Raw genomic sequence first — 25263 nt, forward strand, 5'->3', positions numbered from 1 at the left:
TTTCCGGTGCGCGCGCCGCCGACGCCGTCGTCGTCGCCGAGCCGGAACCCGCTGAATACGTCAAGATTTGCGACGTCTACGGCGCTGGCTACTTCTACATCCCAGGCACCGAAACCTGCCTGCGCATCGGTGGCTATGTCCGCTATGACATCGGCATCGGCGACGTCGGCTCCTTCGACGGTGCGAAGACCACGGACCAGATGGACGGCGGCTCGCAGGATACCTACTACAAGCACGCCCGATTCACGTTGAAGACCTGGACCGGCCAGGAAACCGAGCTCGGCACCTTGAAGACCTACACCGAGACCCGTTTCAACTGGGGTAACCACAACGATTATCTTGATGACAACTTTAACGGCGGTACGAGTGTTTCGCTGAACTTTGCCTGGGTCCAACTCGGTGGTTTGCGCGTCGGCAAAGACGAATCGGCCTTCGACACGTTCATCGGCTACGCCGGCAACGTCATCCAGGATACGCTAGTCCCCTATGGCGGCTTCGACACCAATGTCGTCCAGTACTACTTCGACGCCGGCAACGGCTTCTCGGCCGTGGCTTCGTTGGAAACCGGTTCGGGCAGTGCCGATGCGGATCCTGGCATTTTCCAAGACAGCAACAGCGGCAATGATTCGATCGACAGCTATGTTCCGTATGTGGTCGGCGGTATTAAATACACGCAGGGTTGGGGCTCGATCACCGGTGTTGCCGCCTATGACAGCACTTGGGAAGAGTGGGCCGGCAAGGTTCGCGTCGACGTTACGCCGATACAGAACCTGACACTGTTCGTCATGGCCGGTTACGGTTCGGACGACAACATCGACCGCAACTTCTATAAGCAGTGGGGCGGCAACTGGGCAGTTTGGGGTGGTGGCACCTACACCATCAACGAGAAGACCTCGTTCAACCTCCAAGCATCGGTTGACGACGACAAGAACTACGGCGTCGCCGCGAACATCGCCTACGATATCGTTCCCGGCTTCACGATCACTGCCGAAGTCGATTGGGCTCGCGACGGTCAGTTTGATAAAGCCTACGATCGCAACTGGACCAATGCCGACGACAAGGACAGCGTCGGCGGGATGCTGCGCTTCCAGCGCTCATTCTAACAATCCGAACCTGATTGAGATCGAACCCGGCGGGCCAACCGCCGGGTTTTTCGTATCGGGCGACGCAGCTAACAACTCTCGGTGCATGAATACAGGCTGCCACTGAATACCTATCGCAGGGCTGAGCTGGTCAATTGTAATGCTCGCCGCGCCCGCTTGTCCGAACGTGCAAAAAATGAAGATCTTGGCACGATCTGAAGGGCTGGCCTACAGGATCAACGGATCTCGACAGCAAGTCACCGTCGACCTCGGCCTGCCGAACGCCACCCACTCGTTCAAAGTTCGGCTAGATCTCCCAAGGCGTGAATCAGCGGCTGAATTGTGCTCTCATATTTTTTCCAGCGCTTGACCGATGATGTATAGATCGGCTGCCGCACCTGCCAGCGGCTGGGGGTATTGACCGACCTGTCCTTCTCGAAAAAGCGCAGGCAGGAATCGTCCCAAGGCAAGCCGAGATGATCGATGAGACGGCGCGACTGCGCCTCCTGATCCGCAATCAGCGTCTCGTAGCGGCTTTCGAAAATACGTCCGGGAAAGACCTTATTCCAATGCCGCATCAAGCGATCATATTCACGGTAGTATAGGCCGAGTGTCTCAAGGTCGGCGTTGTAGCCGTGGTCCTTGGTGAAATGCAAGACGAAGCAGGACACGCAATTGTCGATGGCATCGCGCCGACAATGAATGATGCGCGCGTGGGGAAAAAGAATTCCAATCACTCCGATAAACTCGAAGTTGTGCGGCATCTTGTCGACTATGCGGAGCGCGGCAGGCGCGTGCTGGCGCAGATAAGACAGGTATTCTTCGGCCAGCGCCCTCGACTGATCCCTCGTCATCGACATGATCGAACTGCGCAGGTCCTCATCCGATTGTGTTCTAAAGCCCATCGAGTTCGCGATTCGGCGCAGCTTCGTAAGCTCCCCGGCGCCATGGACGTCCGGATGGCTCGCGCAGATCTGCTCGGTCAGCGTCGTCCCCGACCGGGGCATGCCCAGCACAAACACAGGCACTTCGGATGGACTGCCGTGGCCAGCCTTGGCTTCCAATAGTGACGGGCTGAATATCTCGATCATGGAATCGACACTTCGGCGGTAGTACTCCAGGTCGAAATCGTGACCAGCGGCCTTTTTTGCCTTCTGGAAGTGATCCATCGCCTCATCGTAGCGCTCGAGATCGTTCAGCACTTTGCCTGCAGCGTGATGGAGCTGGGATGCAGCAACCGGTTCGAGCCTGGGATTGGAGAGTTCGCGCAGGATAGAGTCGAGCTCGGCAGGTTTTTCGGTGAACTTTTGCGTGTCGACCAGGTAGTTGTAGGCTGCCCCAACATCGACGCGACGTTCTATTGCCTGATTGAGATAGGCTCTGGCTTCGTCCATGCGACCGAGGCTGGCGAGCGCACCAGCCAGACCAATTCGGACCATGGGATGGTCGCCGTTGATCTTCAGTGCCTTCTCGTAAAGGGGCAAAGCCATCTCGGCCTTGTCGAAGTTGACGTAGGCACGCGCCAGTCCGCAAAGCGCTTCCACCAGATCGGGCTTCAATTCGCAGGCGCGCTGCAGGTGCCTGATCGCAAGCAAGCTGTCGCCAAGCTTCAGACCGGCCTCTCCCAGGCTAAGGTGGAAATACGGATTTTGAGGCGTCTGGCTTACTGCTCGTGCAAAATATTTGAGAGCCAACTCATCGTCGATACCGAGCCCCAGCGTGCCGAGGATGTACAGCGAAAGCGGGTGGTTTGGCGTGCGGGCGAGAACGCGATGGCATAACTCCTCGGCCTCTGGAAGCCGCTTGGCTTGCTGGAGTTCGAGCGCCTGTCGCAACAGCATGTCGTCAGCTTGCGCGCGCGACGGCGGTTTCGCTTTCGGCGGCTGCACTTTCGGCGCCGGGCGGGACTTTATGTGTTTGGACCAAGCGGGCGGCAGTCGGTTGCTCATCATGTCTCGCTAGCAAAATGATCTGGGAGAATCCAGCCTGACGTGCCCGCCCGCCGCAGAACTTGGCAGCCAGGCCGGCAGCTTAGTCTAGCAACCGGTGCCCCGCCGCAATTGCAGCCCCAGCCCACAAACCTGGCGATTCAGATCTCGTGGCCCACACAAATGCAAATTGCCGACTGCAATTCCCGAGTCAAATCTCGGCGAGATCACCGAGCGACTGGATCAGCGGCTGGATTGCGCTCTCATAGTTTTTCCAGCGCTTGACAGATGAACTGTAGATCGGTTGCCGAACCTGCCAGCGACTGGCCGTGTTGACCGATCCCTCCTTGTCGAAGAAGCGCAGGCAGGTATCGTCCCAGGGCAATCCAAGATGATCGATCAGACGGCGCGATTGTGCCTCCTGATCCGCAACCAGCGTCTCGTAGCGACTTTCGAAGATGCGTCCGGGAAAAACCTTGTCCCAATGTCGCATCAGGCGATCATATTCACGGTAGTACAGCCCGAGTGTCTGCAGGTCGGCGATGTAGCTGTGTCCCTTGGAGAAATTCTGGAAAAAACACGAGAGGCAATTGTCGATGGCATCGCGACGACAGTGAATAATCCGTACATTGGGGAAGAGAAGCCCTATGAGACCGATCAGTTCGAAATTCCGGGGCATCTTGTCGACGATGCGAAGCGCGGTCGGCGCACGCTCACGAAGATAGGACAGGTGCTCCTCGGCCAGCATTTTGGATAGGTCGGGGGTGATCGGAACGATCGATTGGTCCAAGGTCCGTGCCGAAACCTTCGTGAGGCCGATAGCATTTGCGGCTCGCCTTATCTTTTTCAGCTCTCCGGCGCCATGAACATTCGGGTGGCTCGCGCAAATCTGCTCGGTCAGGGTGGTGCCCGATCGGGGCATGCCCAATACAAACACGGGCACTTCCGACGGGCTTCCATAACCCGCCTTGGCGGCCAACATGTCCGGGTTGAAGAACTCAATCGTGGAGTCGATCCAGCGGCGATAGGTCTCCAGATCGAACTTATAGCCGGCGGCCCGCTTGCCTTTCTTGAAATGATCTATCGCGTCTTCGTAGCGCCCAAGGTCGTTCAGCACTTTGCCGGCAGCGTGATGAAGTGTCGTCACACTGTCCGGGTCAAGCTTTGGCTCACCAAGCTCGCGCAGGATGGACCTAAGTTCGGCCGGCTCCTCGGTGAACTTGCGCGTACGCACAAGCTCATTATAGGCGGCGGGCATAGCGATGCGACGTTCGATCGCCTCCTTCAGATAGATTTTGGCTTCATCCATGCGACCAAGACCGGTGAGTGCGCTGGCAAGCCCCGTCCGAACGCGGGGATGATCGCGGTTGATCTTGAGCGCTCTCTCGTAAACCGGCACAGCCATGTCAGCCTTGTCGAATTCGACGTAGGCGCGCCCCAATGCGCAAAGCGCCTCCACCAAATCGGGCTTCAACTCCAGAGCGTGCTGGATGTGCGTGATTGCGGGCGAATATTCGCTTACCCTCAGATAAGCTTCACCCAGACTAAGGTGATAATAGGGGTTTCGGGGCTCCACGCCGACGGCTCGCGCCAAATATCGCAGGGCCATTTCATCGTCGAGCCCGATGAATAGCGTGCCCATGATATACAAAGCCAAGGGATGGTTGGGCGTGCGCTCCAGCACGCGACGGCACAGTTCCCGAGCCTCGGCCAACCGCTTGGCCTGCTGCAAGCCATACGCCTGTTTCAGCAGCGCATCGTCGGCCTGCACGCGCGTCAATGGTTTCGCCTTCGGCGGTTCCACTTTCGGCGCCGGGTGGGACTTTATATGCTTGGACCAGGCGGGCGGCAGTCGGTTCCTCATCATGTCTCGCTAGCAAAATGATCCGCGAGAATCCAGCCTGACCGTCGCCGCCGTTCGTGGAACTTGCGCAGGCCCAGCCGGCAGGCTAGCAAGAAGGCTCCTTTTCGAACGAGCCTTTGCTATGCGCCCTCCCCTTACGCCGCTTATCGACGCGCTTCCCTCTACGGTGCCGTTTGTCGGCCCGGAGGCGCAGGAGCGTGGTCGCGGCCGCGCCTTTCGCGCTCGCATCGGCGCCAATGAGAGCAGCTTTGGCCCTTCGCCGCGTGTCGTTGCCCGCATGGCCGAGATTGCCGCCGACATGTGGATGTATTGCGACCCCGATAATCACGATTTGAAGGTAGCAGTAGCCAGGCATCTCGATGTCGGCGCCGAAAACGTCGTCGTCGGCGAAGGCATAGATGGGCTGCTCAGCCTGGTGGCGCGCATGTATGTGGCGCCCGGCGACGCGGTGGTGACGTCGCGCGGCGCCTATCCGACCTTCAACTTTCATGTCGCCGGCGTCGGCGGCCGGTTGGTCGCGGTGCCTTACGAGAACGATCGGGAAAACCTCGACGGCCTGTTGGCGGCCGTGGCCAAGGAAAAGGCGCCGCTGGTCTACCTGTCCAATCCGGACAATCCGATGGGCAGCTGGTGGGAAGCGACCGAGCTCGGCCGCTTCATCGAGGCCTTGCCGGAGACCACCATGCTGGTGCTCGACGAGGCGTATGGCGAATTAGGGCCAGCCTCAGCGCTGCCGCCGATTGATATCGCGCGGCCGAACGTCATCCGCATGCGCACCTTCTCCAAGGCCTATGGGCTAGCCGGCATACGCTGCGGCTACGCGGTGGCCGAAGCCCAGGTGATTCGCGACTTTGAGAAGATACGCAACCATTACGGCGTCAGCCGCATGGCGCAGATCGCCGGCGTCGAGGCGCTTGCCGATCAGGCATGGCTGGAGAGCGTGGTGGCGCGGGTCGCCGCCGGCCGCCGGCGCATCGCCGGAATAGCCGAGGCGAACGGGCTGAAGCCGCTGGCTTCGGCGACCAATTTCGTCACCATCGAGTGCGGCCGCGACGGCGCTTTCGCGCTGAAGGTGCTGCAGGCGCTGTTGTCGCGCGACGTGTTCATCCGCAAGCCGATGGTGCCAGTGCTCGACCGCTGCATCCGGGTCAGCGTCGGCCTCGATCACGAGCTCGACATTTTTGCCGAAGAACTGCCGGGCGCACTGGCGGCAGCGCGGGGGAATTGAGGCGCCAAAAGGGGCGACGGAGCACCACGACCTCCAGTACCGCCGCTACTTCTCCCCACCATCAAGCAGGCGCATGACCCGTTTCAAGGCGTCCGATAATTCGGCAGCCGCGTCATCGGCGAGGCTGGCCGTCAGCCGGGCGAGATCGCGATCCGTCGCAGCCTGAAGCCTGGCGAGTTCCGCACTTCCGCGAGCGGTTAGCGACAGGATGCGTCTGCGCCGATCGGCTGGGTCAGTGCGTATCTCGGTCAGGCCAGCGGCAGCGAATCTCCTCAGGACGCGCGTGACGTAGGCCGGATCGAGCCGGAGTTCGGCGGCGATTTCGGAGGCTGCCGGTCCGAGATCGAGGTGGAACGCCCGTGCCAGAAACCCAACCTCACCGCCGCTATCGGCGGCAGCGCGGGATCGGCGGCCCAATTCGAACAGCAGCCGCGCCTCGCCCAGCGTATAGGCGCTGCGCGTCAAGGTCAGGTCGAGCAGCCCGATCAGGCGCGTGTAGAAGCGATTGAAGCCACGTATCTCCGCGACAAGGGCATTCCGATCGGCCGGCATGTCGACCTCCTTCGCGCTGATCGCTCCTAAGGACCATGATGGTCTATTATTTGACTTAGTCAATCATTGATGGAGACGCCGCCTAGCTCGCACGTGAAGCTGGCAGATAGGGACCGGAGACAGACCTTCGATGCACGTTGCCTGGTTGAATTTGCACGGCGATGCGCCAGACTCGATACAGAGGATGGAGAGCGCGATGACCGACCGGACGGTGCAGGTGCGCATATACGGCAAGGTGCAAGGCGTCAGCTACCGGGTCTGGGCGCGGCGCGAGGCGTCTGGACTTGGCCTTGCCGGTTGGGTGCGCAACGAAGTTGACGGCTCGGTGACAGCCTCGATTGCAGGTGCCGATGCGGCGGTCTCGACAATGATCGAACGTCTCTGGCAAGGGCCGCCAGGGGCAGCAGTTTCGAAGGTCGATGTCGAGGAGATCGAGGCACGCAACATGTCCGGGGGTTTCACGATCGTTGCCTAGCAAGGCATGATCCTGCTCATTCGCTTCCATCGCACAAAATCTCCAGGGTGCAGATAGAGCAAACCTGAAGCCATTGCCTTACCCGAACACACTCCTTGAATTAATTGAACGTTTGTTTTATTGTTCTGAAAAGGCGGCTTGTCATGGCGCGTACGACCGGTTCCGACGGAGAGAAGACCGAAGCTGCGGTCCGGGAGGCGGCGGTCAGCCTGATTGCGCGTCTCGGCTACGAGGCGATGTCGATGCGCCAGCTGGCGGCCGAGGTCGGCGTCCAGGCAGCGGCGCTTTACCGCTATTTCCCGACCAAGCAGGACCTTCTGTTCACGCTGATGCGCGAGCATATGGAAGGCCTGATCGAGGCGTGGCGCACAACACGCCCTGTCGGCGCCGATCCGGCAGCGCGGCTCGCCGCCTATGTTGAAAACCACATCGCTTTCCACGTCGAACGCCGCCATTCCACCCATGTCTCGAACATGGAGCTGCGCAGCCTGTCGCACGAAAGTCTCACGCAGATCCTGCGCATGCGCACCGCTTACGAGAAGGAGCTGCGCGCCATTCTGCGCGACGGCGTCGAAGCGGGCTTGTTCAGCGTCGAGGACACCGGGCTCACCGCCATGGCGCTGATCCAGATGATGACCGGCGTCATCGTCTGGTTCCGGCCGGGCGAACGGCTGTCGATCGCCGAAGTCACCGCTACATATCTAGCAATGACAATGCGCCTTGTTGGAGCAAAGAGCGATGGCGCGAGGACGAGCCACGGCACCGTGCGTCCATTCGAGCGCGCAAAGGACGCTGTAGCACTTTGATTTCGCGCATGATCCCGATTTTCGCGGTCGTGCGCCGGGAGGAACGGCATGTACACGCAGACGCTCAACTTCGGGCTTGACGAAGACATCGAGGCGCTGCGCGATCTGGTGCGGCGCTTCGCCCAGGAGAAAATCGCGCCGATAGCCGCCGAGATCGACCGCTCGAACGAATTCCCGGCACATCTGTGGGCGGAGCTCGGCGGGCTCGGCCTGCTCGGCATCACCGCCGATCCCGATTTCGGCGGCAGCGGCATGGGCTACCTCGCCCATGTCGTGGCGATGGAGGAGATTTCGCGCGCCTCGGCCTCGGTCGGCCTCTCTTACGGCGCCCATTCCAACCTCTGCGTCAATCAGATCAACCGCTGGGCGACGCAGGCGCAGAAAGAAAAATATCTGCCTTCGCTCTGCAGCGGCGAAAAGGTCGGGGCACTGGCGATGTCGGAATCGGGTGCCGGCTCAGATGTCGTGTCGCTGCGCCTGCGCGCCGAAAAGCGCAATGATCGCTACGTGCTCAACGGCACCAAAATGTGGATCACCAACGGGCCGGATGCCGAGACGCTGGTCGTCTACGCCAAGACCGATCCGGAACTCCATTCGCGCGGCATCACCGCTTTCATCGTCGAAAAGGCCTTTGCCGGTTTTTCGGTGGCGCAAAAGCTCGACAAGCTCGGCATGCGCGGCTCGAACACCGGCGAGCTGGTGTTCGACAATGTCGAAGTGCCGTTCGACAATGTGCTGCACGAGGAAGGGCGCGGCGTCGAGGTGCTGATGTCAGGCCTCGACTACGAACGCGCCGTGCTTGCCGGCGGCCCGATCGGCCTGATGGCTGCGTGCCTCGACGTGGCGATCCCTTACGTGCACGAACGCAAGCAGTTCGGCCAGCCGATCGGCGAGTTCCAGCTGGTGCAAGGCAAGCTCGCCGACATGTATGCGACGATGAATGCGGCGCGTGCTTACGTCTATGCCGTAGCCGCCGCCTGCGATCGCGGTGAGACGACGCGCAAGGACGCCGCCGGGTGCGTGCTGTTCGCCGCCGAAAAGGCGACGCTGATGGCGCTCGACGCCATCCAGCTTTTGGGCGGCAACGGCTACATCAACGATTACCCTACCGGCCGGCTGCTGCGCGACGCCAAGCTCTACGAGATCGGCGCCGGCACCAGCGAAATCCGTCGCTGGCTGATCGGGCGGGAAATCATGGCGGAGGGCGCCTAATGGCATTCTTTTGAGATTTGCCAGAAGCCGCACGATATGGCATACTTCTGGACATATGCCATAAATACAAGCGAGACGGACCATGGCGGGCAGAACGGGAAAGTCCGGATTTGATGAAGATCCGCAAGCACAGTTCGATGCTGGCGCTCGCAAAACGCGGCTTCGGGTTCCGGCGAAACGCGAGCGCGTCAAGCTTGGCGAGGGCGGGCGCTTCGTCATCCCTGCTGCGATGCGCGAGGAGATGGGCGTGAAGCCTGGCGAGGACATGATCCTTCATGTCGAAAACGGCGAGTTGCGGGTAAGATCGTGGCTGCAGAATCTGCGACGCGTTCAGGCCGAATTGTCGGCGCTGAAACAGCCCGGTGAAAGCGTCGTCGACGAATTTCTGAAGGAGCGGCGGGAAGAGCAGCGTCGAAGCGACAAGCGTCTCGACCGGCTTCACGCCGAAGGGACGACAGGAAAGCGGGTGAAATGAAGCCCTACGTCATGGACAGTTCGGCGGCGCTCGCAATCCTGCTCAACGAGCAAGGCACCGAGAATGCTTTGGGGTTCGCGCCGGATGCACAATGCAGTTCGGTCAATGCGGCCGAGATCATTGCCAAGCTGATCGACAAGGGACGCAGCTTGGAACAGGCTGCCGACGACCTCGGAAGTCTCGGCATGCCGATCGCCGTTTTCGACCAAGCGATGGGCATCGCCGCCGGCCAGCTTCGCCAACTGACGCGGCATCGCGGCTTGTCGCTGGGCGATCGGGCCTGCCTGGCGCTGGCGATTCGCGAGAACGCCATTGCCGTCACCGCCGATCGCGACTGGGGCGACCTGGATGTCGGCTGCAAGATCGAGCTGATCCGGTAGCGCCATGGCCCCCCTCACCTCGCAGATCTCGCCCGTCTCCGATATTTTCCGCGCCAATGCCGAGCGCATGCGGGCGCTGGTCGCCGATATTGCGGAAAAGGCTGCTACGGTCGAACACGGCGGCTCGGAGGAAGCGCGTGAGCGGCATGTTTCGCGCGGCAAGCTCCTGCCGCGGCAACGTCTTGCCCAATTGCTCGATACCGGCTCGCCCTTCCTCGAGATCGGCCAGTTCGCGGCGTGGTCGATGTATGGCGAGGACATCTCCTCGGCCGGCCTCATCGCCGGCGTCGGCCGCGTCGAAGGCACCGAAGTCATGGTCGTCGTCAATGACGCCACGGTGAAGGGCGGCACCTATTATCCACTGACGGTGAAGAAGCATCTGCGTGCACAGGAGATCGCATTGCAGAACAATCTGCCTTGCGTCTATCTGGTCGACAGCGGCGGCGCCAATCTGCCCAATCAGGACGAGGTGTTTCCCGACCGCGATCATTTCGGCCGCATCTTCTACAACCAGGCCAACATGTCGGCCGCCGGCATTCCGCAGATCGCCTGCGTCATGGGTTCATGCACGGCCGGCGGCGCCTATGTGCCTGCGATGTCGGACGAGACAATCATGGTGCGCAACCAGGCGACCATCTTTCTCGGCGGGCCGCCGCTGGTGAAGGCGGCCACCGGCGAGGACGTCACCGCCGAGGACCTCGGTGGTGCCGACGTGCACACAAGGCTTTCCGGCGTTGCCGATCACTATGCGCTCGACGACGAACATGCGCTGGCAATATGCCGGCGTATCGTCAAAAACCTGAATCGGAACAAGACTGTAAGCCTGGCCCTGAAGAAATCGATTCCGCCGCTTCACGATCCACATGAACTCTACGGCATCGTACCGACGGATTTGCGCCAGCCTTACGACGTGCGCGAGGTGATCGCCCGCATCGTCGACGGCTCCGAGTTCGATGAGTTCAAGCAGAATTACGGCACCACGCTGATCACCGGCTTCGCCCACCTCAGCGGCATGCCGGTCGGCATCGTCGCCAACAATGGCGTGCTGTTTTCGGAAAGCGCGCTGAAGGGCGCGCACTTCATCGAGCTGTGCTGCCAGCGCAAGATCCCGCTGGTCTTCCTGCAAAACATCACCGGTTTCATGGTCGGGCGAAAATACGAGGCCGGCGGCATCGCCAAGGATGGCGCCAAGCTGGTCATGGCGGTCGCAACGGCCAAGGTGCCGAAGGTGACCGTGATCATCGGCGGCTCGTTCGGCGCCGGCAATTACGGTATGTGCGGACGCGCCTATTCGCCACGCTTCCTGTGGATGTGGCCGAATGCCCGCATCTCGGTGATGGGCGGCGAACAGGCAGCAACGGTGCTGGCCGTCGTCAAGCGCGAAGGCATCGAGCGCAAGGGTGGCGAGTGGAGCGTCGAAGAGGAAGCCAAATTCAAGAAGCCGATCCTGATGAAGTACGAGCATGAAGGGCACCCGCTCTATTCGTCGGCAAGGCTCTGGGACGACGGCATCATCGATCCGGCGAAGACCCGCGAGGTGCTGGCGCTTAGCCTGTCGGCCGCGCTGAACGCCGGGATCGAGGAGACCCGGTTCGGCGTGTTCAGGATGTGAGATGAGCGCAGTCGGCCAGAGGATTCGCGTTCACACCGGCGACATCACGAAGCTGGCGGTCGATGCCATCGTCAATGCCGCCAACACCTCGCTTCTCGGCGGCGGTGGCGTGGACGGCGCCATTCACCGCGCGGCCGGCCCCGAGCTTGAGTTCGAATGCCGGATGCTGAATGGCTGCAAGGTTGGCGAGGCAAAGCTCACCAAGAGCTACAGGCTGCCGGCACGCTACATCATCCACACGGTCGGACCGGTCTGGTAAGGCGGCGGTAAAGGAGAAGCCGAGCTGCTCGCCTCCTGCTATCGCCGGTCACTCGAAATCGCCGCCGCAAAGGACTGCCGGACGGTGGCGTTTCCAGCGATCTCGACCGGTGTCTACCGCTATCCTAAGGATCAGGCGACGCAAATTGCTGTCGGTACCGTGAGTGCCTTCATCGGCCAGAATATCGTTCCGGAAACTGTCATTTTCTGCTGCTTCGACGAGCCGACGGCCGAACTGTATCAGCGGGTCGTTGCTGCACTCGGCAGGGTGTGACCCTGCGCGGGCGACGAACCCGTCCACACCTCCAGACCAATTTTTTTGCTTCTTCATCTGGCCAGCCGAAAGAATCACGGCTATTGGTCATGTCAAATACCAATGGGGATTGGGCGAAGATGAAACGGCGGCTTTTCAAGGAAACAACTGCGTCTATACTTGCGGGGTTGCTTATATTAGCGACGCCTGGCGCCAGTGCAGCGGCGTCGCTGGCTGGGAAAGTCGGCGACAAGCGTTCCTTCGTGTATCTCCCTCAGCAAGGCTCGGAAGGCAATTGCAGGCAGGCCTACAACGCCTATGTGGCTGCGGCCGGTCATTCCGCCTACGCATCGACCATCACCGGAGCAAGGGTCCTGTATTTCGTCTGCGGCGTGCACATTAACGCACCGTCCCAGAAGGCTGCCGAAGCGCTCGCGCTTAAGTCATGCGAATCCGGTCGCAAGAAGTTCAAAGTGGACATGGTCGGCGGCTGCGGCGTAGTCGCTTCCAAGTAGCTTTCGGCATCAAAGCGCCAGATAGCAATGGGGGATAGGGCGAAGATGAGACTTCAGCTTTTTCAGAAAACAACTGTATCCATATTTGCAGGGTTGCTCGTGTTGGGGGCGCCCGGTATCGGAGCAGCGGAGTCGCTGGCGGGAAGCAAGGGCGACAGCCGCTATCCCGTCTATTTCGCACCTGGCTCGACGGGAGGCTGTCAGAAGGCATACAGGGCCTATGTGGCGACCGGCAGCCATTCCGCTTATGCGTCGACTCCATTCAATTGGGCGACCGAGTTCATGATTTGCGCGCGTGCAAATGCAACGTCGCAAAAGGCTGCAGAGGCGCAGGCGCTGAAATCCTGCCAGTCAGCCAAGAGGAGCTACAAGGTCACAACCGCGGGAGCTTGCAGCATCGCTGCCTCCAAGTAGGAGATGCTGTTGGCGTTCGCTCTTCCAGGGGGAAAAATGACACCGAGACACGTCAAAAGTACAATCGCTTCGATACTTGCCGGCTTTCTTGTATTCACGGCACCTGGCATAGGAACGGCGGAATCGCTGGCGGGAAGCAAGGGCGAGACCCGTTTCTACCCCTATTTGCCGAAGAATCCGAAGGATCCATGCACCATGGCTTACAAGGCCTATGTAGCGGCCGGTGGCCATTCGGCCTATGCAAGCACTCCGTATTCCCGGGTGCGTTCGCTGTACATCATATGCGGCTCGCGCTTGAATGCACCATCACAGCAAGCTGCCGAAGAGTTGGCGTTAAAATCCTGTCAGGCCACCCGCAACAGTTATAAGGTTACGACAGGCGGAGGCTGCGAAATAGCCGCCTCCAAATAGCTGAATATCTGCCAGTCTTGGGTTTTTCAAATGGGTTGGGCAATGAAATCTTTATCCATCAGGCGAGCAACCATATTGGTACTTGCACTGTTCGTGGCCTCTGCACCGAATATTGGCGCCGCCGAATCGCTAGCTGGAAGCAAGGGCGACGTCCGTTTCTACCCGTATTTGCCGGCAACCGCGGATCGGCCGTGTACCAAGGCATATAAGGCGTATGTGGCGGCCAGCGGCCATTCAGCCTATGCGACCACTCCGTATTCCAGAGTGCGTTCGTTGTACATCATGTGCGGCTCGCGCTTGAATGCGCCCTCGCAAAAGGCTGCCGAGGATATGGCTATGAAATCCTGCCAGGCCACCCGCAGCCATTACAAGGTCACGACCGGTGGAGCTTGCGAAATCGCGGCCTCCAAGTAGGCAGGCCTCGCTTGCCTATCCTTTGACGGCCAGATTACAAAGCGGGGTATTGCCGCAGCTCGCGTGAAGAGAATTCGCGCCGTTGGCGGCGAGCTCTGCCTGTGGAGGCCCGATGTTCGCCAAGATCCTGATCGCCAACCGTGGCGAGATCGCCTGCCGGGTGGTCCGCACGGCACGCAGGATGGGTGTGCGCAGCGTCGCCGTCTATTCTGACGCCGACGCTCGCGCCTTGCATGTCGAGACGGCGGACGAGGCGGTGCATATCGGTCCCTCGCCTGCCGGCGAAAGCTATCTGCGGGGTAACAAGATCATCGCGGCGGCCTTGGCCACGGGTGCCGAGGCCATTCATCCGGGCTACGGCTTTCTCTCGGAAAATCCCGACTTCGTCGACCAGGTGGTCGCGGCGGGGCTGATCTTCATCGGGCCGTCGGCGGCCTCGATCCGCGCCATGGGATTGAAGGACGCGGCTAAGCGGCTGATGGAAAAGGCCGGCGTGCCGGTGGTGCCGGGCTATCATGGCGAGGCGCAGGAGATCGTGTTGCTCGCCTCCAAGGCGCGCGAGATCGGCTACCCCGTATTGATCAAGGCGCGCGCCGGTGGCGGCGGCAAGGGCATGCGGCGCGTCGAGCATCCCGATGATTTTTCGGAAGCACTGTCTGGCGCGCGGCGCGAGGCGAAGGCCGCCTTCGGTGACGACCGCGTTTTGGTGGAAAAATATGTCGACAAGCCGCGCCACATCGAAGTGCAGATATTCGGCGACAGTTTCGGCAATGTCGTGCACCTCTACGAGCGCGACTGCTCGGCGCAACGCCGCCACCAGAAGGTGATCGAGGAGGCGCCTGCCCCCGGCATGACGCCGGCGTTGCGCAAGGCGATGACCGAGGCGGCGGTGAAGGCCGCCAAGGCAATCCACTATTCCGGCGCCGGCACCATCGAGTTCATCGTCGATGCCTCGCAAGGTCTGAAGGCCGACCGTTTCTGGTTCATGGAAATGAACACCCGCCTGCAGGTCGAGCACCCGGTCACCGAAATGGTCACCGGCATCGACCTGGTCGAGTGGCAGTTGCGGGTGGCCTCCGGCGAAAAACTGCCGAAGACGCAGAGCGAGGTCGCGCTCTCCGGCCACGCCTTCGAGGCGCGCATCTATGCCGAGGACGCAGCAAGAGGGTTTTTGCCGGCGACCGGCACCTTGCACCATTTAAAATTTCCGCAACCGGCGCCCGAAGGTGCGAGCATGCGCATCGAAACCGGTGTGCGCGCCGGCGATGCGATCTCGCCGTCTTACGATCCGATGATCGCCAAGCTGGTCATCCATGGCAAGGACAGGCGGACGGCGCTCACGGCACTCGGCGCGGCGCTGTCGCAGACCGAAATCGCCGGCTCGACGGTCAACACCGCCTTTCTTGCCGCGCTGGCCGCTGATGCGGATTTTGCGGCGGGCGATGTCGATACCGACCTGATCGCCAGGCATCAGCAGGCGCTGACGGCGGTTCCGCCGCCGAGCGGTGAGACGATTGCCGCTGCGGCACTTGCCGCGTCTGGTGCGGGCGACTTGCCGTCCTCCGACGATCCCTGGTCGTCACTGGCCGGCTATGCGCATTTCCACGCGGTGGCGCGGCGCACGCTGCTGAGATTTGGCGAGCAGGGGATCGTCGCGCGCGTATCGGTGCGGCCGGACGGGCGGTTCGAGGTGGCGCTGGATGCCCCCTATGACAGCGCCAATTCGCATGATCTCCGCGCCGCGCCTCGCCTCGCCCGCTGGCCGGGCCACGTCACGGTCTTCGAAGGCGCCATCGGCTATGGTTTTGCCGTGCCGGATCCGCTGGCGCGGGCCGACGAAGCCGCAGCCGCTTCCGGCAGCCTGCGCGCGCCAATGCCGGGACTGGTCAAATTGGTTCGTGCTGGCAAAGGCGAGGCCGTGATCAAGGGGCAGCCGCTGCTGATCCTGGAGGCGATGAAGATGGAGCACACCATTGCCGCCCCCCATGACGGGGTAATCGCCGAAATCGCTGCCGAAGGCGCGCAGGTCACCGACGGAACCGTGCTGGTTCGCTTTGCCGAGGAACCACAGCTGACTGCTGTTTCCCTATCCACGAAGTGATCTCGAACGCGTCACAAAGGCATCGCCAAGAACAACATGGCCGGGTTTGACCCCGGCCATGTTCGATTACACCAGCGCAGCTTGCGGCGCCGCGGCCATTACGGCTGGATCGGGGCGTATTTGCCGTCGTGCCACTGGTTGATGTCGTAGCTGGCGTTCTTGAGGTCGCCTTTCTCGTCGAAGGTGACCGGACCGACAACCGTGCTGATCGGCTGGCCGTTCTTCAACGCTTCAGCGACCTTGGCCGGGTCGTCGCTGCCGGCGCGCTTGATGCCTTCGGCGAAGGCCTGGATCACCGCATAGGAAAACAGCGTGAAGCCCTCCGGCACGAAGCCGCCGGCCTTGATCTTGGCGATGGCTTCCCTGGCTTCGGGCTTCGCCTGCGGATCCGATGGGAAGACGAACATGGTGCCTTCACCGGCCGGACCGGCAACCTGCCAGAATTCCGGCGAAGCGATCGAGTCCGGCATGATCAGCTGGAACTTGAGGTTCTGCTCCGCCGACTGGCGCAGGATGAGGCCCGCTTCGGGATGATAGCCGCCGAAATAGACGACATCAGCTTTCAGCTCCTTGAGCTTGGTAACAAGCGCGGAGTAGTCCTTCTCGCCGGCGTTGATGCCCTCGTAGAGGATCTCCTTGAGACCGTTCTGGTTCATCGTTGCCTTGACGGCATCGGCCACACCCTGCCCATAGGCGCTCTTGTCGTGCATGATGACGACGTTCTTGCCGGCATATTTCTTGGCGATCCATGGACCGATGAAAGCGCCCTGCGCATCGTCGCGCGTATAGAGGCGCATGATCGTCGGCCAGCCAGCCTTCGCCGCTGCGTCGGTTAGCACCGGGTTCGAGGAAGCCGGACTCATCATCAGCGCGCCGGCTTCGGCGTAGACAGCGGAGGCCGGGATGCTGGAGCCCGAGCAGGCGTGGCCGTCGATGAACTTGACACCATTGGCGATGATGCGGTTGGCGACCGAAACCGCCTGCTTCGGATCGCACTGGTCATCCTCGATGTCGAGCTTGATCTGACGGCCATCGACACCGCCAGCCGCGTTGATCGCGTCAGCGGCGGCTTGCGCGCCCTGCTTGAACTGATCGCCGATGGTGGCAAGCTGACCGGTCATCGGTCCGACCACCGAAAAGGTGATGTCGTCGGCGAAGGCGACCGGCGCGGTCATCATCAGGCCAAATATGGCGGCGCTCAAAATACTGAATTTCTTCATGGTGACACAACTCCTCCACTCTCGCGCGACCGTCCCGGCCGCGCCTCTTCCAGAGTGGCGGGAGAATTTCATCCTTCACCGGAGCTGTCTAGGCGCATCGTCGGCACTCGATTGGGCCTGCAACACGCGGTCCCAAAGACAAAGCCGCGCCAGCCTTGTTCCGGCCGGTCGCGGCTTTTGTCATGAGCTTCCCAACGCAGCCGCGCCAGGACCCGCTCGCCTTCCCTGTCTATTGCTCAGCGGCTGCCGTGTTCTTGATCTTCTTGGCCCTGCCGTCTTGCGCGGCCTTGATTTTTCGGGCCTAACCGTCTGCGCGGCTTTGACCCGAAGCGTCCCTGTCGTGAACTCAGTACCCCCGTGAAGTCGACGTTGACGAATTCAGTGCATCGTCATCCATTCGCGGGCTTCGCGGAGCGCCTTGGCGATCTCGACCTTCGACATGGCGGCCGACAATTCAGAGCGCAGTTCCGCGGCGCGGGCCGAACCCTTGATCGCGGCGATATTGAACCATTTGTGGGCGGCGACGACATCGGTCTCGCAATCGCGGCCGGTCGCATACATCATGCCCAACTCGAAAAGAATATCGGCCTGGGCAGTTGCCCCCATGGCGCCGAAGCCGGCTTCAAGCATTTCAAAACGTGCCATTTCAAATCCCCTGTTCTGGCTCCCGAGAGGTGTCTCCGTCTGTCCCTCGGTGTCCTTGACTACCTTCGGGGCGGCTCTCTTTCGATGCTTTCGAGAATGCCGCGGAGGCTTGAATCCGTCGTTAAATGGCGTGCTTAATTTGAGGAAAACAAAGCTAAAACAAGAGGTAAACGCGAAAATTCGTTAAGGATACAAAGCCAGCAATCGCGCCGGTTTGCACAAAATTTGAAGAAAACTTGCGAGGCGCGGATCAAGACTCCGCTAACCACGGAACACAAAGACGTGTGCGGCCCGTTTCATTTTTCGCCGGCGCGGCCGTTCGGGAGCGGGCAAAAACCCGCAACCCTTCCGTCGCGGCACCGCTTTTGTTTTTCCGAGAGCTGGACTAGCTTACGTTTGCGTAAGGGGCAGACGGCCGGGGCGGAGCCCGATTGACTTGCCTGAGGGAGGAGAGACATGTTTCGACAAGTGAGCCTGGCCCTCGCGGCCGCAATAACGATGACCGGCGCGGCATGGGCCGATCCGATCGAAGGCAATTGGAAAACGCAAGCCGGATCGACTGCCGCCATTTCGGGTGGCGGCGGGGCATTTTCGATTACGCTCAAATCCGGCAAATTTGCCGGCAAGAACATCGGTTCACTGAAGGTGGCCGGCGACAACAAATATGCCGGCACGATAACCGACCCGGAAACCGACAAGACCTATTCGGGCAAGGCGTCGCTTTCCGGCAGTTCGCTCAAGATGAGCGGCTGCGTGCTCGGCGGGCTGATCTGCAAGAGCCAGACCTGGCATAAGCTCTGATCGAGCCCTTCCTGCCGGGATGAGCGGGGCCAGTTGGCCCCGTTTTCATGTTATCGGTCTCGCAGCCACGGCGTCGCCACCGGTCGCTGCTTTCAAGGCGGCCCGTCCAGAGATCATCAACCATTTTGAACCCCAGATGAACGCCGGCATCAGAGCTGGTTCAGCCGGGGCAAGGCATTGTCATGCGTGTTGAAGGAGACACCGCGCAATGCTTGCCCGCCGCTTCACCATCGTCTGCCTGCTGATGAGCCTGTTCGGCATGTTGTTCGCTGTCCTTGTCGCCGAAGCCGGCCGTCCGGCCCGCGCCTGGGACGTCGCCATTTCCTGCCGGCTCGGTTGCCCGAACCAGCTTCGCCACTGAACCCGACAGCGAGAATCTAGAAAACCACGCCATGACCCACCTCACCGCCAACGTCCTCAAGACCCTTCGGCTTCTGCCGCGGACGGCGCTCATCCTAATGCTTCTGGCGGCCCCGGTTCTGGCCGTACCGACGATGCGCGCCGATGCCGGTTCGACCATCGAGGCGCCTGCGCTGAGGAAGTCCGGTCTCGGCTTTGTGCTGCTGGTCAGCCTGCGGCGCGGTTGAATCGCAGGAAAGAAAACGCCCAACAGCGTTCTGAGACCGCCTTACCCCCTCCCAACCGCGCGCCCAACTCTCTATATTGGGTCATGGAAAAGCGAATCTATCCCCAAGCCATTGAATCGGTCGTCACGCCGGAGCCGTTTGGCCGACAGAGCTTCAACGACGCCAAGAAGGCGGTCGCCGCCCTGCAGGTGCTTTACGACCGCAATACCAAGTTCCTGCGCGATTCATTTGCCGCGCTCGCCGCGGGCGGCGACAACAACAAACGCTACCGGGCCTTCTATCCGGAGATCGGCGTCACCACGAGTTCGTTCACCCAGATCGACTCGCGGCAGGCCTATGGCCACATGCCGACGCCGGGGCATTTCTCGACCACCGTCACCCAGCCTGCCCTTTTCGAAAGCTATCTCACCGAACAGCTTCGGCTGATCATGCGCAACCACGGCGTTCCGGTCACGGTTTCGGAATCGACCACTCCCATCCCGCTGCATTTCGCCTTTCTCGAAGGCACGCATGTCGACGGCACTGCTGCCGAGCGCATTAAACGGCCGATCCGTGACCTGTTCGACGTGCCGGATCTCGACGGCACCGACGACCAGATCGCCAACGGCACGTTCGAAGTGGCATTGGGCGAGGCACGGCCGCTGGCACCGTTCACCGCGCAACGGATCGACTATTCGCTGCATCGGATGTCGCATTACACCGCGACCAGTCCCCAGCATTTCCAGAACTTCGTGCTGTTCACCAATTACCAGTTCTATATCGACGAATTCGTCGCCCGTGCACGCGATTTGATGGCCAATGGCGGTGACGGATACGTCGAGTTCGTCGAGCCGGGCAATATTGTGACCAAAGTCGGGGACAGCGCGCCCGGTGAGGGTGCCGCGCCGCCTCGCCTGCCGCAGATGCCGGCCTATCATCTGAAGAAGCCGAACCATGGCGGCATCACCATGGTCAATATTGGCGTTGGCCCTTCCAACGCCAAGACGATCACCGACCATATCGCGGTGCTCCGGCCGCATGCCTGGGTGATGCTCGGCCATTGCGCCGGTCTGCGCAACACGCAGGCGCTGGGGGATTATGTGCTGGCGCATGCGTATGTACGGGAAGACCATGTCCTCGACGACGACCTTCCGGTCTGGGTGCCGATTCCGCCGTTGGCTGAAATCCAGGTGGCGCTGCAGGAAGCGGTCGCCGAGGTCACCGGGCTTTCCGGCTACGACCTCAAGCGCATCATGCGCACCGGCACCGTCGCCACCATCGACAACCGCAATTGGGAGTTGCGCGACCAGCGCGGGCCGGTGCAGCGGCTGTCGCAGTCGCGGGCGATCGCGCTCGATATGGAATCGGCGACGATCGCCGCCAACGGCTTTCGCTTCCGGGTGCCCTATGGCACGCTGCTTTGCGTCTCCGACAAGCCCCTGCATGGCGAATTGAAGCTGCCTGGCATGGCGACCGAATTCTACAAGCGGCAAGTGGCGCAGCATTTGACCATCGGCATCAGGGCGATGGAGAAGCTGGCCGAAATGCCGATGGAGCGGCTGCATTCGCGCAAGCTCAGGAGCTTTTCGGAAACTGCCTTCCAGTAGCTGCCGATCGCATGTGTCGGTCCACGGCAGGACGTTTCGTCATCTTGATTGAGCCGCATTTCTGCCGATAGACAAAGCGATGGCACGTGTTCGAGACATGACGGTTGCGCTGGCGTTCGTCGCAATGCTTGCACTCTCGGTCGCGCTGGTGGCCGGGTTCTTCGGATCGCTGCATCCGGCCTTCGATTCTTTTGCTCATTTCCGCGTTCATTTTGCCTTCTTGATGGCGCTTTGCGCGCTGCCGCTGCTCGCCACCTCGTTTCGCCTGCAGGCCGCCGCCGGATTGCTGTTTGCGGTGGCCGCCTTTGCCACCACGTCGAATGCCTTGCCGCTTTCGCGGCTATGGCAGGTGCAGGCCGCCTACGACGCCAGGCCCGGCGGCGAGGCGGTCTACCGCCTGCTGCAGATGAACCTCAGGTTCAACAATCCAACGCCTGAGAAGGTGCTGTCGCTGATCGGCCGGACCCAGCCTGATGTGATCACCCTCGATGAGGTGTCCGAAATGTGGAAGGCAAAGCTTGGGCTGCTGTCCGGCGCTTATCCCTACCGGATCCTCTGCCCGTATCCCAATGGCGTGTTCGGCGTTGCGCTGCTGTCCAGACGACCGTTTGCCGCGGGCACAGAGCCGCACTGCGACAGCCGCGGCGCGATGGCAATCGCTACGGTCGATTTCGGCGGAACCGACGTCGATGTCGCCGCCATCCACCTCACCTGGCCATGGCCGCACAACCAATCACGGCAGATTGACGGACTGTCGAACGAAATCGTCTCGCTTGGCGAGACGTCGATCCTGGCGGGCGACTGCAACGCAGCGCCATGGAGCGCCGCTGTGCGGCGCGTCGCATCGCTTGGCAAGCTGACTGTAATGCCATCGGTCGGGCCGACCTGGCTCTACAGAAAGCTGCCGGATTTCCTGCGCTTCGCCGGACTGCCGATCGACCAGGTTTTCAGCAAGGGCGCTATCGCCATCCGTTCGGCGTCGACCCTTGGGGACACCGGCTCAGACCATCTGCCGGTGCTGGTGGAATTTTCGCTGCGCTCGGGTGGACAAGAGCCGCTCGACGAGCACCAGACGGCGACCGCATTTGCGGCGCTGCCTGGCGGGGCCCGAAGCTGAAAAATCCGCAGTCCAATCTCTACCCTGGCTTATTATTGGCCCACAAAAGCGCGGATGAGGTGCTCGACGGGGCCGCCGTCGCGATGCTCGCGCGCATCGAAGGCCTTCTGCTTTGCTTCATATTCGGCATAGATGGCATTGATCCGGCGCTTTGCCTCGCGACGTGCCTCGAAACAGTGCGGGTCATCATCGACTGTCAGCCCTCGAACCGACTTTTCGGTGGCCCGCATCATCTGTCTGGCGATGCGGCCATGGGTCTCTTCATGGGCGCGGACGCCAGCGAGGAACCGCTTCCACCGCTTCTGCAGTGCCGGCGACGTGGCTGAGGCCAGTTTGGGATAGGTATAGAAGAGATTGAGCGTCCCGTTGGCCTGGCGCAGGCGGCAGACGCCGTTTTCCGTATAGGCGTCGAAGGTCCAATCATCGACGCTGTAGCCGGTCTGCGCGATGGCGTGGGTCATGAAGCCGTGCTTCGGCCCACTGCGATCCATGGCCTCGATCAGGGCCGCGCCGGTGGTTCCGGCAATGTTATAAGTTCGTGTCTTGACCAATACTTTAGTGTCGGCCAAGGCTAAAGGGGTGCACAACGCCCCGATCGCCACAGCGCTCGTCAGAACTGCCAGACGCATTTTCCTTCCTCCCTGTCGTCACAGAAAGGAAACACAGGCAGGCGGTCTATTCAACAATCCTATGGTTGCGCTGCTCCTCATCTTGTTTGGTCCGGAGCAAACCTTGTGACTTACATGTTCTGGTAGACCGGGCCCTCGCCGCCCTGTGGCGGCACCCAATTTATGTTCTGGTTCGGGTCCTTGATATCGCAAGTCTTGCAGTGCACACAGTTCTGCGCGTTGATGACGAAGCGCACATCCTTGGCCGCAGGATCGGCGGCGGCATTGCCGTCCTTGTCGACCCATTCGTAGACGCTAGCCGGGCAGTAACGCGTCGAGGGCCCGGCATAGACGTCATGTTCGGAGCGCTTCTGCAGGTCCATGTCGGCGACGAGCAGATGCACCGGCTCGTTTTCCTCGTGGTTGGTGTTGGACAGGAACACCGACGACAGCCGGTCGAAGGTCAGCACCCCGTCCGGCTTCGGGTAGGCGATCTTCTGGTGCGCGGCGGCCGGTTCCAGCGTGGCGTAGTCAGCCTTGCCGTGCTTCATCGTGCCGAAGGGCGAGAAGCCGAACAGCGTGTTCAGCCACATGTCGAGCCCGCCAAGGCCGACGCCGACAATGGTGCCGAAGCGCGTCCATAGCGGCTTGACGTTGCGCACTTTCTTCAGATCCTTGCCGATGTCGGTGGCGCGCCAGGCGGCCTCGTAGGAGGCCAGCTCGTCATTGGCGCGGCCGGCGGCTATCGCATCACAGACATGCTCGGCGGCCAGCATTCCGGAGAGCACGGCATTGTGCGAGCCCTTGATGCGCGGCACGTTGACGAAGCCGGCCGCGCAGCCGATCAGCGCACCGCCGGGGAAGGACAGTTTCGGCACCGACTGCCAGCCACCTTCGGTGATGGCGCGGGCACCATAGCCCAGCCGCTTGGCGCCCTCGAAGGTGCCGCGGATCGCCGGATGGGTCTTGAAGCGTTGGAACTCGTCAAAGGGCGACAGATAGGGGTTCTTGTAGTTCAGGTGAACGACGAAGCCGACTGCCACCTGATTGTCCTCGAGATGGTAGAGAAAGGAGCCGCCGCCGGTCTTCATATCGAGCGGCCAGCCGAAGGAATGCTGGACAAGGCCCGGCCGGTGGTTTTCCGGTTTGACCTGCCAGAGTTCCTTGAGGCCGATGCCGTATTTTCCGGGCTCACGACCGTCGGAAAGCTGATATTTGGCGATCAGTTGCTTGGCCAGCGAGCCGCGCGCGCCCTCGCCGATCAAGACATATTTGCCCATCAGCGCCATGCCCGGCGCAAAGCCCGGGCCGTGCGTGCCGTCCTTCTCGACGCCCATGTCGCCGGTGACGACGCCGGTGACCGCACCGGCCTCGTTGTAGAGCAGGCCGACCGCGGCAAAGCCCGGATAGATCTCGACGCCCAGCGCCTCGGCCTTTGTCGCCAGCCAGCGGCAGACATTGCCGAGCGAGACGACATAGTTGCCGTGATTGTTCATCAGCGGCGGCATCAGGATATTGGGCAGACGGAACGAACCGGCGGCGCCGAGAACCAAGAAATGGTCGTCGGTGACCGGTGTCCTGAAGGGATGACCCTCCTCTTCGCGCCAGCCGGGCAACAGCCGGTCGATGCCGATCGGATCGACGACGGCGCCGGACAGGATGTGCGCGCCGACTTCGCCGCCCTTTTCCAGCACGACGACGGAAAGCTCGGGATTGACCTGCTTGAGACGGATCGCGGCGGCGAGGCCGGCCGGGCCGGCGCCGACGATGACCACGTCGAATTCCATGCTTTCGCGTTCGATATCGCTCATCGACCCCTCACTGGCTCGCTATTCCCAGCATCTTGCTGGCTCACGCGCTGCATAGCGCATCAAATAGCGACGGGAAACCGGCGCGGACGTGACAATACCGATTTCGTCAAAAGTCGCGTCCTGCCGCACAGATTCGCGGTGGCGAGTACCAATCTTCAATCCTATTCCGTCTGTAAGGATATGTCGCACTGATGTTTTTAATTGTTCGACGGCTTGCTTATCGGCCATACTTCCCGCCATGCGCATATTCGGGCCGGCTGGCTTTTCATCGACGCGCTTTTTTTTCACGCCCGGCCGGATTTGCCGTGCGGCGTTCTTGGCGCTTCTGCCGCTGGCGGCCGTCGATGCCCGCGCCGACCCACGACTGGTCTGGGCGACCGGCGCCTACTCCTTTTCCGACGAGCGCGGCGGCTTCCGCATCACCGGGGCTTCGGGCGTCGGCACGAAGGAGGATCCGCTCGTCATCACCGAAGAGCTGAATTCAGCGACGCCGGTAACGCTGGCCATTCGCACGACGAAGCCGATCCAGCCGTTCGGCAAGGCTGGAGACTTCGCCAATGGGCTGATGTACATGCGCATCGACGTGCTCAACAATAGCGGCCAGGCCTGGGTCGAGTTCCAGTTCGAACTCCAGGAGATCCTCGACCAGCCGAGCGTGTTCGGCGACGGCCTGTCGTTCGACCAGCGCAACAAAACGCCCGAAAATATCTGGTCGAGCAGCTACGCCGATTTCGACCGCAATTTCGAACCGTATGACCGCCTGCTGTTCAAGAACGGCAAGATCGACCCGCTGAAGACCGCCAGCTTCTATTTCCTGATCACCGACTACACGCCGCGCTGGACGTTCTATCTGGTGCAGGATCCGCGTATACCGTCGAGCTGAACTTGCAAATTCAAGCTCCGCGGCC

At 61.3% G+C, this 25263-nt stretch carries 27 protein-coding genes and 1 pseudogene; 20 read left to right on the top strand and 8 right to left on the bottom strand.

What is annotated here, in order from left to right; translation table 11 throughout:
• Positions 1–1103: porin (locus NKH89_RS22405; protein WP_352909982.1), on the top strand; the 1103-nt coding region annotated here is incomplete at its 5' end.
• Positions 1104–1378: 275 nt separating this feature from the next.
• On the opposite strand, the gene NKH89_RS22410 is transcribed toward NKH89_RS22405, so the two are convergent.
• Together NKH89_RS22410 and NKH89_RS22415 are read right to left on the bottom strand one after the other, a co-directional pair.
• The gene (locus tag NKH89_RS22410; protein WP_023718349.1) at positions 1379–3031 is read right to left on the bottom strand and encodes a tetratricopeptide repeat-containing sulfotransferase family protein; all 1653 of its coding nucleotides are present in this window, start codon (positions 3029–3031) and stop codon (positions 1379–1381) included.
• A 190-nt stretch (positions 3032–3221) separates the two neighbouring features.
• Complete coding sequence (locus NKH89_RS22415) at positions 3222–4874, bottom strand: tetratricopeptide repeat-containing sulfotransferase family protein (RefSeq protein ID WP_023718350.1); 1653 nt, start codon at positions 4872–4874, stop codon at positions 3222–3224.
• A gap of 121 nt (positions 4875–4995) precedes the next feature.
• Between NKH89_RS22415 and NKH89_RS22420 the strand changes: the two genes are divergently transcribed.
• Positions 4996–6102, top strand: a complete 1107-nt coding sequence (locus tag NKH89_RS22420) for a pyridoxal phosphate-dependent aminotransferase (protein WP_352909985.1) — start codon at positions 4996–4998, stop codon at positions 6100–6102.
• 45 nt (positions 6103–6147) lie between these two features.
• On the opposite strand, the gene NKH89_RS22425 is transcribed toward NKH89_RS22420, so the two are convergent.
• Positions 6148–6654 carry a MarR family winged helix-turn-helix transcriptional regulator gene (locus tag NKH89_RS22425; RefSeq protein WP_352909987.1) on the bottom strand — a complete coding sequence of 169 codons (507 nt, stop codon included), beginning with the start codon at positions 6652–6654 and terminating at the stop codon, positions 6148–6150.
• A gap of 196 nt (positions 6655–6850) precedes the next feature.
• Between NKH89_RS22425 and NKH89_RS22430 the strand changes: the two genes are divergently transcribed.
• From NKH89_RS22430 to NKH89_RS22485, 12 genes and pseudogenes are all read left to right on the top strand, one after another.
• Positions 6851–7129: an acylphosphatase gene (locus tag NKH89_RS22430; RefSeq protein ID WP_352909990.1), complete on the top strand. Its 279-nt coding sequence runs from the start codon at positions 6851–6853 to the stop codon at positions 7127–7129.
• Between the two features lie 143 nt (positions 7130–7272).
• Complete coding sequence (locus tag NKH89_RS22435; protein WP_352494840.1) at positions 7273–7935, top strand: TetR/AcrR family transcriptional regulator; 663 nt, start codon at positions 7273–7275, stop codon at positions 7933–7935.
• A 48-nt stretch (positions 7936–7983) separates the two neighbouring features.
• Positions 7984–9147 (top strand): isovaleryl-CoA dehydrogenase, encoded by a 1164-nt coding sequence (locus tag NKH89_RS22440; RefSeq protein ID WP_352909993.1) that lies wholly within the window; start codon positions 7984–7986, stop codon positions 9145–9147.
• 82 nt (positions 9148–9229) lie between these two features.
• Entirely contained in the window at positions 9230–9622 is a 393-nt protein-coding gene (locus NKH89_RS22445) for an AbrB/MazE/SpoVT family DNA-binding domain-containing protein (RefSeq protein WP_023718356.1), read from the top strand.
• Positions 9619–10002, top strand: a complete 384-nt coding sequence (locus NKH89_RS22450; RefSeq protein ID WP_023718357.1) for a type II toxin-antitoxin system VapC family toxin — start codon at positions 9619–9621, stop codon at positions 10000–10002. The genes NKH89_RS22445 and NKH89_RS22450 overlap by 4 nt, the downstream gene beginning before the upstream one ends.
• 4 nt (positions 10003–10006) lie before the next feature.
• Positions 10007–11614 carry a carboxyl transferase domain-containing protein gene (locus NKH89_RS22455; protein ID WP_352494838.1) on the top strand — a complete coding sequence of 536 codons (1608 nt, stop codon included), beginning with the start codon at positions 10007–10009 and terminating at the stop codon, positions 11612–11614.
• 1 nt (position 11615) lies between these two features.
• A pseudogene (locus NKH89_RS22460) lies at positions 11616–12146 on the top strand (O-acetyl-ADP-ribose deacetylase).
• Positions 12147–12235: 89 nt separating this feature from the next.
• Positions 12236–12640 carry a hypothetical protein gene (locus NKH89_RS22465; RefSeq protein WP_352909995.1) on the top strand — a complete coding sequence of 135 codons (405 nt, stop codon included), beginning with the start codon at positions 12236–12238 and terminating at the stop codon, positions 12638–12640.
• 45 nt (positions 12641–12685) lie between these two features.
• Complete coding sequence (locus NKH89_RS22470) at positions 12686–13054, top strand: hypothetical protein (RefSeq protein WP_023718361.1); 369 nt, start codon at positions 12686–12688, stop codon at positions 13052–13054.
• A gap of 36 nt (positions 13055–13090) precedes the next feature.
• Positions 13091–13465 carry a hypothetical protein gene (locus tag NKH89_RS22475; protein ID WP_023718362.1) on the top strand — a complete coding sequence of 125 codons (375 nt, stop codon included), beginning with the start codon at positions 13091–13093 and terminating at the stop codon, positions 13463–13465.
• Between the two features lie 42 nt (positions 13466–13507).
• Complete coding sequence (locus tag NKH89_RS22480; protein WP_023718363.1) at positions 13508–13879, top strand: hypothetical protein; 372 nt, start codon at positions 13508–13510, stop codon at positions 13877–13879.
• A gap of 112 nt (positions 13880–13991) precedes the next feature.
• Entirely contained in the window at positions 13992–15980 is a 1989-nt protein-coding gene (locus tag NKH89_RS22485) for an acetyl/propionyl/methylcrotonyl-CoA carboxylase subunit alpha (RefSeq protein WP_352494835.1), read from the top strand.
• Between the two features lie 98 nt (positions 15981–16078).
• Here NKH89_RS22485 and NKH89_RS22490 read toward each other — a convergent pair whose 3' ends face one another.
• Together NKH89_RS22490 and NKH89_RS22495 are read right to left on the bottom strand one after the other, a co-directional pair.
• Positions 16079–17200: a branched-chain amino acid ABC transporter substrate-binding protein gene (locus NKH89_RS22490; protein WP_352494834.1), complete on the bottom strand. Its 1122-nt coding sequence runs from the start codon at positions 17198–17200 to the stop codon at positions 16079–16081.
• A gap of 378 nt (positions 17201–17578) precedes the next feature.
• A complete protein-coding gene (locus tag NKH89_RS22495; protein WP_010915070.1) occupies positions 17579–17845 on the bottom strand; it encodes an SEL1-like repeat protein in 267 nt (88 codons plus the stop codon).
• A 456-nt stretch (positions 17846–18301) separates the two neighbouring features.
• Between NKH89_RS22495 and NKH89_RS22500 the strand changes: the two genes are divergently transcribed.
• The 5 genes from NKH89_RS22500 to NKH89_RS22520 all read left to right on the top strand — a co-directional run bounded on the left by NKH89_RS22500 (position 18302) and on the right by NKH89_RS22520 (position 21936).
• Positions 18302–18646: a DUF2147 domain-containing protein gene (locus tag NKH89_RS22500; RefSeq protein ID WP_023718366.1), complete on the top strand. Its 345-nt coding sequence runs from the start codon at positions 18302–18304 to the stop codon at positions 18644–18646.
• A 208-nt stretch (positions 18647–18854) separates the two neighbouring features.
• Positions 18855–19007 carry a hypothetical protein gene (locus NKH89_RS22505; RefSeq protein ID WP_023718367.1) on the top strand — a complete coding sequence of 51 codons (153 nt, stop codon included), beginning with the start codon at positions 18855–18857 and terminating at the stop codon, positions 19005–19007.
• A gap of 31 nt (positions 19008–19038) precedes the next feature.
• Positions 19039–19233: a hypothetical protein gene (locus NKH89_RS22510; protein WP_352494833.1), complete on the top strand. Its 195-nt coding sequence runs from the start codon at positions 19039–19041 to the stop codon at positions 19231–19233.
• 83 nt (positions 19234–19316) lie between these two features.
• Entirely contained in the window at positions 19317–20819 is a 1503-nt protein-coding gene (locus NKH89_RS22515; RefSeq protein ID WP_352494832.1) for an AMP nucleosidase, read from the top strand.
• Positions 20820–20898: 79 nt separating this feature from the next.
• Positions 20899–21936: an endonuclease/exonuclease/phosphatase family protein gene (locus tag NKH89_RS22520; RefSeq protein ID WP_352494831.1), complete on the top strand. Its 1038-nt coding sequence runs from the start codon at positions 20899–20901 to the stop codon at positions 21934–21936.
• 32 nt (positions 21937–21968) lie between these two features.
• Here the strand turns inward: NKH89_RS22520 and NKH89_RS22525 are convergent, their stop codons facing one another.
• The 3 genes from NKH89_RS22525 to NKH89_RS22535 form a co-directional block, all read right to left on the bottom strand.
• Positions 21969–22565, bottom strand: coding sequence for a DUF922 domain-containing protein (locus NKH89_RS22525; protein ID WP_352494830.1), 597 nt, complete (start codon positions 22563–22565; stop codon positions 21969–21971).
• A 110-nt stretch (positions 22566–22675) separates the two neighbouring features.
• Positions 22676–24355 carry an electron transfer flavoprotein-ubiquinone oxidoreductase gene (locus tag NKH89_RS22530; protein WP_352494829.1) on the bottom strand — a complete coding sequence of 560 codons (1680 nt, stop codon included), beginning with the start codon at positions 24353–24355 and terminating at the stop codon, positions 22676–22678.
• Between the two features lie 18 nt (positions 24356–24373).
• On the bottom strand, positions 24374–24643 hold the full coding sequence (locus NKH89_RS22535) for a hypothetical protein (protein ID WP_352910078.1): 270 nt from the start codon (positions 24641–24643) through the stop codon (positions 24374–24376).
• On the opposite strand from NKH89_RS22535, the gene NKH89_RS22540 reads away from it, so the two are divergent.
• Entirely contained in the window at positions 24594–25238 is a 645-nt protein-coding gene (locus NKH89_RS22540; RefSeq protein WP_023718372.1) for a hypothetical protein, read from the top strand. The genes NKH89_RS22535 and NKH89_RS22540 overlap by 50 nt on opposite strands.
• Positions 25239–25263 lie beyond the last annotated feature (25 nt).

The sequence above is a fragment of the Mesorhizobium sp. M0923 genome, from assembly GCF_040319365.1.
GTDB lineage: Bacteria > Pseudomonadota > Alphaproteobacteria > Rhizobiales > Rhizobiaceae > Mesorhizobium.